10 protein-coding genes are annotated in these 10523 nt (G+C 64.7%); 9 read left to right on the top strand and 1 reads right to left on the bottom strand.

The window, feature by feature from the left end; translation table 11 throughout:
* The first annotated feature begins 19 nt into the window (after positions 1 to 19).
* From I6F17_RS17760 to I6F17_RS17750, 3 genes are read left to right on the top strand one after another with little or no spacing between them, the layout of a single operon-like run.
* Complete coding sequence (locus I6F17_RS17760; RefSeq protein WP_225124140.1) at positions 20 to 412, top strand: hypothetical protein; 393 nt, start codon at positions 20 to 22, stop codon at positions 410 to 412.
* Entirely contained in the window at positions 409 to 597 is a 189-nt protein-coding gene (locus tag I6F17_RS17755) for a hypothetical protein (protein WP_225124141.1), read from the top strand. The genes I6F17_RS17760 and I6F17_RS17755 overlap by 4 nt, the downstream gene beginning before the upstream one ends.
* Positions 594 to 956 (top strand): hypothetical protein, encoded by a 363-nt coding sequence (locus I6F17_RS17750; RefSeq protein ID WP_225124142.1) that lies wholly within the window; start codon positions 594 to 596, stop codon positions 954 to 956. Before I6F17_RS17755 ends, I6F17_RS17750 begins: the two co-directional genes overlap by 4 nt.
* Before the next feature lie 177 nt (positions 957 to 1133).
* Here I6F17_RS17750 and I6F17_RS17745 read toward each other — a convergent pair whose 3' ends face one another.
* On the bottom strand, positions 1134 to 3323 hold the full coding sequence (locus I6F17_RS17745) for a lytic transglycosylase domain-containing protein (RefSeq protein WP_225124143.1): 2190 nt from the start codon (positions 3321 to 3323) through the stop codon (positions 1134 to 1136).
* A gap of 320 nt (positions 3324 to 3643) precedes the next feature.
* On the opposite strand from I6F17_RS17745, the gene I6F17_RS17740 reads away from it, so the two are divergent.
* The 6 genes from I6F17_RS17740 to I6F17_RS17715 all read left to right on the top strand — a co-directional run bounded on the left by I6F17_RS17740 (position 3644) and on the right by I6F17_RS17715 (position 10520).
* Positions 3644 to 5380, top strand: a complete 1737-nt coding sequence (locus tag I6F17_RS17740) for an adenylate/guanylate cyclase domain-containing protein (protein WP_036044356.1) — start codon at positions 3644 to 3646, stop codon at positions 5378 to 5380.
* Between the two features lie 124 nt (positions 5381 to 5504).
* Positions 5505 to 5681 carry a hypothetical protein gene (locus I6F17_RS17735; RefSeq protein ID WP_167361664.1) on the top strand — a complete coding sequence of 59 codons (177 nt, stop codon included), beginning with the start codon at positions 5505 to 5507 and terminating at the stop codon, positions 5679 to 5681.
* A 151-nt stretch (positions 5682 to 5832) separates the two neighbouring features.
* The gene (locus I6F17_RS17730) at positions 5833 to 6045 is read left to right on the top strand and encodes a hypothetical protein (RefSeq protein ID WP_036044357.1); all 213 of its coding nucleotides are present in this window, start codon (positions 5833 to 5835) and stop codon (positions 6043 to 6045) included.
* A 121-nt stretch (positions 6046 to 6166) separates the two neighbouring features.
* Positions 6167 to 6424: a hypothetical protein gene (locus I6F17_RS17725; RefSeq protein WP_036009816.1), complete on the top strand. Its 258-nt coding sequence runs from the start codon at positions 6167 to 6169 to the stop codon at positions 6422 to 6424.
* A gap of 1560 nt (positions 6425 to 7984) precedes the next feature.
* The gene (ilvD, locus tag I6F17_RS17720; protein WP_036012786.1) at positions 7985 to 9706 is read left to right on the top strand and encodes a dihydroxy-acid dehydratase; all 1722 of its coding nucleotides are present in this window, start codon (positions 7985 to 7987) and stop codon (positions 9704 to 9706) included.
* On the top strand, positions 9693 to 10520 hold the full coding sequence (locus I6F17_RS17715; RefSeq protein WP_057029289.1) for a tetratricopeptide repeat protein: 828 nt from the start codon (positions 9693 to 9695) through the stop codon (positions 10518 to 10520). Before ilvD ends, I6F17_RS17715 begins: the two co-directional genes overlap by 14 nt.
* Positions 10521 to 10523: the final 3 nt, after the last annotated feature.

The raw sequence follows: 10523 nt of genomic DNA, 5'->3' as shown, positions 1-10523 counted from the left end.
TGATCCGGGAGGCCGTGCGTTGAACCGTTCATGCAAGCTCTTCTGCTGGATCGTTCTCATCGCCCCCATCGCGGCCGGCCAGGCACAGGAGACGGGACATGGCGTCGTTCATCGCCAGCACCCGCCCCAGGACCAGGCGCTGCACGAAAAGTTCTATTCCACCTGGCACATGCCTGATAACCCGAGCCTCAGTTGTTGGAACAGCGCCGACTGTTATCCGACCGACATCAAGTACATCGACGACCAGATCTATGCGCGGCGCCGGGAGGACGGGAGATACATTCTGATCCCACCGCAAAAGGTGGAGCGAAACAGGGATAATCCGGACGGCCGGAACCATCTGTGCGCTCCACCGCCCGCACTGTCTCCGCTCGACAGCGTTTACTGCTTCGCTTTGGGAGGTGCCACATGAGATTCGCATTCGTGCTGGTCAACGGCCGGACCCCGTTCCGGCAGACCTCGTGCATGCAATGCTGCGAGCCGATCAGCGGCAGCTATTTGCGCGAGATCGCGACCCGTCTGCCTTACTGCGATCATCAGTGCTACGCGCTGTTCTGCCAGACGCTCGCGAAAGATGGCGTGAGAGCGGCTTCATGAAGTTCGTGGTGGTCAATCACGAGCCCCCGTTGCACGCGGCCGCGTGCAGCACATGCTCGCGGTCGCTCCGCTCCGGCTATGTCCGCCATGCGCGGACGCAGCGCCGTTACTGTGACGACGATTGTTACCGGCGCGGCGAATTCTCCACGCTGTTCATGCACTGGCCGGTGCCTGGGCGGACGGAACCAATTGCCGGCAAGGTCGAGTTCGCCGCTGGCAGCATGATCCAGACGTTGACGGTGATGAGTGCCGTCTGGTGCTGGAGCTGCACGATCACCGCCTGGACCTTCGCGAGAGCTTTGACCGGCGCATATTTGGACAGTCGCGACCCGATCACGATGGAAGGAGGTGACACCTAGAGCATGATCCGGAAAAAGTGTGAAGCGGTTTTCCGAAACGATCATGCTCAAACAATAACCTAAAGCGCGATGACGATTCATCCTAATCGCATCGCGCTTTAGCTGCGCGGCTGCACGCGCGTAGAAGCCGCAGCACCGTATTCTTGCAGGCGCCGCGTCCAGCCCCGGCGGCGTCGATCAGGGAATGGGTGCTGCGGCCGCCGCTGGCTCCGTTGCGCTGGCCTCGTGCGTCACCACGCGCTGGTCGCTCTTGCCGGCGATCATGCTGCTGCCCTCGAACCTTGCCCGGTAGACCAGCACGTTCTCCATCACGCGCTGGACGTAGTTGCGCGTCTCGGACAGCGGGATGCGCTCGACCCAGTCGACCGGATCGATGTTGGGGTCCCGGGGATCACCGCGCTTCTGCACCCATTCACGCACGCGGCCGCGGCCGGCATTGTATCCGGCGAAGGTCATGATCTGGTTACCGCGATATTCCGAGAACAGCGCGCTGAGCTCGGCGGCGCCCATCTGCGTGTTGTAGACGGGGTCGGAGACCATCCTGTCCCAGTCGTAAGTCAGGCCGAAGCGCTTCGCGGTGTCGCGTCCCGCTTCCGGCGTCACCTGCATCAGCCCGACCGCGTTGGCATGCGACTTGTCGCGCTGCTCGAACGAGCTCTCGGTGCGTGCCACCGAATAGATCACGCTGGTCTCGATCGCCGGTGCGACCTGCTTGTGCTCGGGGATGCCGATGGTCGGGAAGGCGTAATGGTCGAGCGCGAGCCCGCGCGCCAGCGCGGTCTTGCCGACCTCCAGCATCACGCGCGCATCGTTGCGCCGGCCCGCAAGCTCGCCGAGCGCTTCCAGCGCGGCGACGTCGGTGCTCTCTTTGGCGAAATCCTCAGCGTAATAGAACACCATGTCGCGCTCGCCGATGCCGTAGAGCATGTCGGCGGCGCGCACGCGCTCGTCCGCAAGCTGCGCATCGGCCGAGGCCAGCACCGGCGAGGGCGGACGCAGCTCGATGCCGTCGAGGCCGAGCCTGGCGCGTGCGAGCTGGCCGTAATAGGCGGTGTGATAGCGCGCCGCCGCCCGGTAGCTCATGCGCGCGTCGGCCGCCGCGCCCATGGCTTCGGCCGCGCGGCCGCGCCAGTAATGCGCCCGTGACAGCGCGATCGGATTGGACGAGCCAGCGTCGATCGAGGCGAAATGCACCATCGCCGTCTTGGGATCGTCGAGATAGCGTAGCGCGATCCAGCCGCACATGAAGTGATAGTCGACGCGATAGACTTCCTTGTCAGGCACCGCGGCCGTGCGGACCACGTCATAGGCGGTCCTGGACTTGCCCTGGTCGAGCAGCTTGCGCGCCAGCATGCGGCGCTCGCGCCACCAGGCGTCGGTGTCCTGGGCCGCCATGGTCTCGGGCGCGGCGGCAAGGATCACCTCGGCGGCGTCGTCGATGCGGTCCTTCTGCAGGTGCCATTGCGCGCGGCACAGCACGTAGCCGAGATCGCGGCGCGCTTCGGCCGGCACGTCCTCGAGATAGTCATTGGCCTTGCTGGCCTTGCCGGTGACGGCGGCGCAGGCCTTGACGATGGCAAGCGCATCCTCGCCGAGCCGTTTGGCCGCGCGCCTTGCGCCGTCATAGTCCTTGGCGCCGAGACGCTTGTCCATGCGGGCGCGATGATCGTCCGCCGTGAGCAGATCACGGAAGGCCTGGTAGGAGTCCTCTTCGCTCCGCTCGGACAATTCCTCCGCGCGCCAGGTTTCCCGGACCAGCCGCGCAGCCCTGTCGGTCTCGCCTTCGGCGAGCAGGACGCGCGCGAGTGCGAACTTGCCCTTGGCGCTGGTCGGGCGATCCATCGTGAACTTGTGCACGATGGCCGCGTCGGCCTTCTCCTGCCACAGCCGTGCCTCGGCACGGCGGCGGAGCAGGGCGCTGCTCGGCCAACCGGGATTGGCGGCGAGGAAGGCGGCGTAGCGCTTGAAATTCGCGGTGCTGTCGGGATGGCGCAGCATGAACCAGTCGGCGAGCTTCTGTCCGGCAGGGTCCGTGATGCGGTCGCGCGCAGCGCTCGCGTCTTCGGTCTTGCCCTTGCGCGTCAGGTCGATGGCGTCCTTCAGCGCGGCGAGATCGCCGGTCAGCGGCGGCGGCACCGGCTTGGCCGCGCGCTCCTCGACTGCCTTCTTCGATTTGCGCTTGGCCTCGGCGTGCTTGCCGTGTCGCGCTTTGCCGGCGGAGGCGTGGCGGTGCTTGCCCGCTTTCGCCTCATGCGTCTTCTTCGGTGCGGATGATTTTTGACTGCTCTTCGCCTCCAGCTCGGTGGGAAGGAGGGCCATCGCGGCCACGGCAACGACACACGCGAGCGAGCGTAGGCACTGGTTCATTGGATGGTCCCCCCTGCGAAAACCACTACAAACCAAGGTCCGCGACATGCGGCTTGCGAATCAAAAACACACTGAACGATGCGTCGGCATCGTGTCGCATCCTCAAGCTGTCGCAACAATGCGGCAAAATACCGATTGGAACTAGGGAACTTCCGAAATGGCGGAAGAGGCAGTGGCTTTAACCTTTGTTAACGATGCGGACTCGCGCGACGATTGCGCGCGGTACAGGGCGCCGGAACGGCCAGATTGCACGTGTTGCCTCGGCCAAATCCGGTGTATGAGTTCCCTCGCTTCATCCTTTCAGCCTTTGCCCTGTACCTATGCCGATTTTCAACCAGTCGATCCGGCGCAAGATCGTCGGCATCGCGCTCGGATTGATCGTCCTGATGCTGGTCACCTCGATCCTGTCCATGGTGATGTCCAGCCAGGTCGGCATTTTGCTCGACGAGCTGACCAACCGCTACATCCCGGCCTATAGCCATCTGGCGCGCGCGAACATCCGCTCGCTGGAACGGGCGCTGGCGCAGCGGCGGATGGTGATGACCAGGATGGAGGCGCCGTCGGACGAGGAGGCCTACGCGGCGCGGCTTCGCGACTTCGAGGCCTTGGACCGCAATTTCGAGCGGGAGGCCGAGGCCGCTCGCAAGCTCATCAACGCGATCATCGACGACCCCAGGACGTATTCCGACAACGCCGCGCTGGCACGGCTCGACGTCCGGATCGAAAGCTCCGTTACCGAGCTGCGGCGCGATCTGGACGAGGGCAATGCGAAACTGCTCAAGCAGGTCGAGGCCAAGGATATGGCCGCGGCCCGCGGCACGCTGGAACACCTCGACACGCTGCGCGATGCATTCAACCGGAAGGTCGATGCGATCCGCGCCGACATGCTGGCGCAGGTCTATTTCTCGACGTCTCAGGTGATCGGCCGCCAGCACCAGACCATCATCGTGTCGGGGATCGTAACCCTGCTCGCGGCGATCGTCGGCTTCGTGTTTGCGCTGCTGGTGAGTAGCGGCATCACGCGACCGGTGCGCCTGCTGCTGGCCGGCGCCCGCGAGGTCGAGGCGGGCCGGTTCGACAAGCCCATCACCGTCTCGACACAGGACGAGATCGGCGAGCTCGCTGCCGCCTTCAACCGCATGATCGAGCAGCTCAGGCACAACGAGCGCATTCGCGAGACCTTCGGCCGTTACATCGACCCGAAGGTGGTGCAGGGCCTGATCGACCGGCCGGAGGTCGCCATCGACGGTGAGCGCCGGGTGATGACCATCTTGTTCTGCGACATGAGCGGCTTCACCTCGATGAGCGAGGGCATGACGCCGCGCGGCCTCGTCAAGGTGATGAACCACTACTTCACCGTGATGTCCGCTCCCATCAGGAACAATCGCGGGATCATCGACAAATATATCGGCGACGCCATCATGTCATATTGGGGGCCGCCCTTCATCGAGGAGGAGGAGCAGGGTCTGCTCGCAGGGCTCGCCGCCGTCGAGATGACCGATCAGGTGCCCGCGCTGCAGAAGCAGCTGCCGGACCTGCTCGGCATCCGCGCCATGCCGGCGCCGTGCGATCTTCGCGTCGGCATCGCCACGGGCGAGGTCCTGACCGGCAGTATCGGTTCCGAGCTGATGATGAGCTTCACCGTGATGGGCGACGCCGTGAATCTCGCCTCGCGGCTGGAGGCCGTCAACAAGGTCTACGGCACCCGCATCCTGATCTCGCAGGCGACCGCGGACGGGATCGGATCGCGCCTGGAATTGCGCGAGATCGATCGTCTGGCGGTCGCGGGCCAAAGCGCGCCGCAGGCGATCTTCGAGCTGATGGCGAGACCGGGCGCGCTCAGCGATGCGCAAGTGAGCTTGCGCACGCATTATGCCGATGGTCTCGCCGCCTATCGTGCGCGGCGCTTCGACGAGGCCCGCGCCGCCTTCAACGCGGCGCTAGAGGCGGTCCCTGGCGACGGCCCCTCGCGCACGATGCTCGGCCGCATCGCTCAATTTGCGGCCAATCCGCCGGATCCCGATTGGGACGGCGTCTGGCGGCTGGAGCAGAAATAGCCGTGCCTTTGCGGTCGGACACGCCGCGCCGGAAAAAAAGATGCTACTCCATAACGATGTTCGCCGTGACCTATTTCCCGGGCTTAGGTTGGGTGTCCATGAGGCGTCTGATGGGGACACGCCGATGACACATCTCGAGGACAGGCTGGAACGGTTCGAGACGCTCACCGCCGAATGTGAGCTGATCGCCAAGCTCGCCACCGACAGCAGCAAGCGCGAGTTCTATTTGAAGCTCGGGGAACAATACCGTCAGCTGGCCGTCGATATCCGGCAGGCGATCGCGACGACGGCTGCGGCCTGAGCCGACTGAAATCCGTTCTTAACGTTTGGCGCGCATCCTTGGAGCAAGCGAGCATCGCCGGTCGGCGACACTCGTTGGTGGGAAGGCCGGGGTTCGCTGCAATGCAGCGCGCCTCGTGAGTGTGATTTGCCATGTCTGACAGGGCAATCCCATGCGCCTCGTTGCAGTGATCATATTCGCGCTCATGACGGCGGCCTGCGATCAGGAGCAGGACATCACCGGCTCGACGACGCCGGCCTGTCCGTTGCGCAACTACAGCTACAATCCACGCGACATGAACCAGTGCGTCAGCGCCTGCAAAACGTGCGACCGCGGCACGACGGTCACCTGCACGACCTCCTGCACCCTCAAGGGCGCTCGCTGAGCACTTTGCGGATGCGCGGAACCGGTAGGGCCCTCGAGCCAATGCCGGCGGTGCTGGAGCACCGGAACGATTCACATGGATTAATCATTGAAGGAGGCGGCAGGACGCGGAGTCCAATGGAATGGGTATGCTCGATCCCGGTCGATTTCTGGTGTCGTGCTCGCATTGCGATGCCTGGCCGATGGCGGCCAATGTGAAACGGTCGAGCTGGTCGGCGTCGCCGCACGAGGTCCGCTTCGTCTGCACGCGTTGCCGCCGCGAAGAGACGGCGATCGTCTCGGCCTCCGGCGAATTGACTCCCATCAAGCGCGTCGATGCCCCGCCACGCGATGTCGCTGTCGCCTGGGCCCAGGCGCAACGCTCGCGCGGGCGGTCCTGATGATTGGTATCGCCGGCGCCGGTGCCCGGCTCCAGGTGAGAGCTGCCGGCTGTCAGGGATCAGCCTGTTTCGCTTCTCTGTCAATCTGCCCGCATAAAAATATTCCGCTTTACCGAAATTCGGAAATGACGTATGTGTCGCCCATCCCGGCTCAATCTCGAGGGGCGACCATGCGGTCGTCATTGTCGCGAGCCGGGTTTGCGGTGGACGCGGCAGCGTCGTGTACGAGAGCTGAGGGCGGGGCGGATTGCTCTCCGTGAGCCCGAGGCTTCGTACGGACGAGCGGCGCTGTCAGGTTCGTCGCGCCGGCATTTCGATGGCAACGTGCACAACGCCGTCGAACCCTGCGGCGCCAACGGACCGCGCGTACGGCAAAACCGTGTGGTCCTGGCCGTCGTTGCTACGGCCAAGCTCTGGCGAATGCGGCCCTCGCGTCAACCGGCGCGGTGCCGGCGACTTTCGCGGGAGTGAGGGAGGCCAGAGGGAACTCGGCTCCCGGGAGAGCGCGGCATAAGCCGTCCGACCATCGCGCAGGGAAGGCCGTGTGTTGGGCTTCACCTGTATGCTGCTGTGCGGTTCTTCCTGCGTGTGCTCTCGCGCAGCGGACCGCGGGTGCCGCCGGCACCCGGCCTTCCCTGCGCCCTCTTGGCTATGAGGGTGGAGTGACCAAGCAAAGCTCGGGCGAAATCAGCCGCGAGAATGCGAAGGCATGTCTGCACCTCCACACTCGCTGTCATCGCCCGCGAAGGCGGGCGATCCAGTACGCCGAGACGGCAATGATTGAAACGAGGGGGCACGGCGTGCTGGATTCCCTGCCTTCGCAGGAAACGACAAGTGTTATTTGGAGAACGCAGCGTCGCCTCACACTCAGTCATTGCGAGCGCAGCGACTTGTCCGCCGAAGCCTTTGGCGAAAGCGGAATCAATCCAGAATCTTTCCGCGGCGGGATTCTGGATTGCTTCGTCGCAAGAGCTCCTCGCAACGACGAGGAGGAGAGTGCGGGCGCTACTCTTCGCTCTCGTGCCCCGGACGCAGCGCAGCGTCCCCCCGGCGATGCGAAGCATCGTCCGGTTCGACGATACGCTGCCGAGCCGCCGCCCATCTATCCGCAATCGCCGTGTTGCCTGGGGTCCCGGCTCTGCGCCGCAACGCCCCACGCGTTGCAGCTTGTCCGGGACACGAGCGATGTGCATCGCTTCGCGTGGGGCCGCCGCCGACTCACTCCCGGTATGCCCGCCTGTCGTCCAGAGCGGATGTTCTTTGCCTTTCGAAAGATCTCAGGTTGTGGATCGTCATTTTGGCGAGGTATCCACGTAAGCAAACCCGTGTCTTCCCGGTCACGATTGTGCTGCCTGTGCAACACCCGCATCGGATTTAACCCTCATCACCCGCGGTTCGCATCGCCGCCGCTTTTTGGCCACACCCGAACATGAATAAAATCGCTCTAATGTTCTAAGGGTAGTGGCGGTCTTCGAAGGCGACGAGAAAATCCCAAGGTCGATTCAAATCTTGGCTCTGATTTTTCGGGTCTGAAAGGGTTGGCCGGGGAAGCTGGTTGCGATGGGCGCAAAGATCAACAAGCAAAGGCTGCCGAGCCGTCACGTGACGGAAGGCCCTGCGCGCGCGCCGCATCGGTCCTATTTCTACGCCATGGGTCTGACCACCGAGCAGATCCACCAGCCCTTCGTCGGCGTCGCCTCGTGCTGGAACGAAGCTGCTCCCTGCAACATCGCGCTGATGCGTCAGGCGCAGGCGGTGAAGAAGGGCGTCGCGTCCGCCGGCGGCACGCCGCGCGAATTCTGCACCATCACCGTGACCGACGGCATCGCCATGGGCCATGACGGCATGCGCTCCTCGCTGCCGTCGCGCGAATGCATCGCCGATTCAGTCGAGCTGACCGTGCGCGGCCATGCCTATGACGCGCTCGTCGGGCTCGCCGGCTGCGACAAGTCGCTGCCGGGCATGATGATGGCAATGGTCCGCCTCAACGTGCCCTCGATCTTCATCTATGGCGGCTCGATCCTGCCCGGCAATTTCCGCGGGCAGCAGGTCACCGTGCAGGACATGTTCGAGGCGGTCGGCAAGCATTCGGTCGGCGCCATGTCGGACGAGGACCTCGACGAGATCGAGCGCGTCGCCTGTCCCTCGGCCGGCGCCTGCGGCGCGCAGTTCACCGCCAACACCATGGCGACCGTCTCCGAGGCGATCGGGCTGGCGCTGCCGTACTCGGCCGGTGCTCCGGCGCCGTACGAGATTCGTGACGCCTTCTGCATGACCGCGGGCGAGAAGGTGATGGACCTGATCGCCCAGAACATCCGGCCGCGCGACATCGTTACCCGCAAGGCGTTGGAGAATGCGGCCGCCGTGGTCGCGGCGTCCGGTGGCTCGACCAATGCTGCGCTGCACCTACCTGCGATCGCGCACGAGGTCGGCATCAAGTTCGACCTGTTCGACGTCGCTGAAATCTTCAAAAAGACACCATATGTCGCGGATTTGAAGCCGGGTGGCCGTTATGTCGCCAAAGACATGTTTGAAGTAGGTGGCATACCGCTTCTGATGAAGACGCTGCTCGACAACGGCTTCCTGCACGGTGATTGCCTTACCGTCACAGGCCGCACGATCGCCGAAAACCTCAAGAGCGTGAAATGGAATCCGCACCAGGACGTGGTGCACCCGGCAGACAAGCCCATCACCGTGACAGGCGGTGTGGTCGGCCTGAAGGGCAATTTGGCGCCAGAAGGTGCGATCGTGAAAGTCGCGGGAATGTCCAACCTCAGGTTTACCGGTCCGGCCAGGTGCTTCGACCGTGAGGAGGACGCGTTCGAGGCGGTCCAGAACCGCACCTACCGCGAAGGCGAAGTCATCGTGATCCGCTACGAGGGGCCCAAGGGCGGTCCCGGCATGCGGGAAATGCTCCAGACCACGGCAGCGCTGACCGGCCAAGGCATGGGCGGCAAGATCGCGCTCATCACCGACGGCCGCTTCTCCGGCGCCACCCGCGGCTTCTGCATCGGCCATGTCGGGCCGGAGGCGGCGGTCGGCGGCCCGATCGGGCTGCTCGAGGACGGCGACGTCATCGAGATCGACGCGGTGGCCGGTACTCTTAACGTAAAATTGAGCGACGCCGAGCTCGCCCAGCGCAGAACCAAATGGAGCGCCCGCGCGACTAACCACACGTCGGGTGCGCTCTGGAAATATGCTCAGCAGGTTGGACCGGCGGTCGGGGGGGCAGTGACCCATCCGGGCGGCGCGCACGAGAAACAGTGCTATGCGGACATTTAGGCGTGCCACAGTTGCGTTTGTGTTGGGGGCGGCTGCGCTGGCCGCGCCGGCGTTCGGCTTCGACGGTGCGCCGGTCAACCCGAAGGACGCCACCATCCCGGTCGTGACGACCTTGCCCGGCGCTGCGGGTGCGGTGCGCACCAAGGTTCCGCCGCAGGTCGCAACCCAGGAAACCTCGCTCAGCGCCTTGCAATATGCCGCCGAGGGCGGCCACCCCATCGCGCAGTGGAAGCTCGGCCGTATGTACGCCAACGGCGACGGCGTCGCCCAGGACGATCTGCGTGCCTTCGAATATTTCAGCCGGATCGCCAACGCGCATGCCGAGGACAGCCCGTCGGCGCCGCAGGCGCAGATCGTGGCCAACGCCTTCGTCGCCCTCGGCCGCTACTATCTGGCCGGCATCCCGAATTCGAAGGTCAAGGCCGACCCGGACCGCGCCCGCGAGATGTTTTCCTATGCCGCATCCTATTTCGGCAACGCGGACGCGCAGTACGACCTCGCCCGTCTGTACCTGAAGACCCCGGACGCCTCGCGCGAGGACTACCGCTATGGCGCGCGCTGGCTTGGCCTCGCCGCGCAGAAGGGCCAGCATCAGGCCCAGGCGCTGCTCGGCCAGATGCTGTTCAACGGCGACCGCCTGCCGCGGCAGGCCGCGCGCGGCCTGATGTGGCTGACGCTGGCGCGCGACAGCGCCGGTGCCGACGAGGTCTGGATCAAGGAAAGCTACAACCGCGCCTTCGCCAAGGCCTCCGACGACGACCGCGCCATGGCCCTGCAAATGCTGGAGCAATGGGTGCAGGGGCGTCGGGAGTGATCG

This window comes from Bradyrhizobium sp. NBAIM18, assembly GCF_020193825.1.
Classification (GTDB): domain Bacteria; phylum Pseudomonadota; class Alphaproteobacteria; order Rhizobiales; family Xanthobacteraceae; genus Bradyrhizobium; species Bradyrhizobium yuanmingense.
This window is presented reverse-complemented; position numbering and strand designations above follow the sequence as displayed.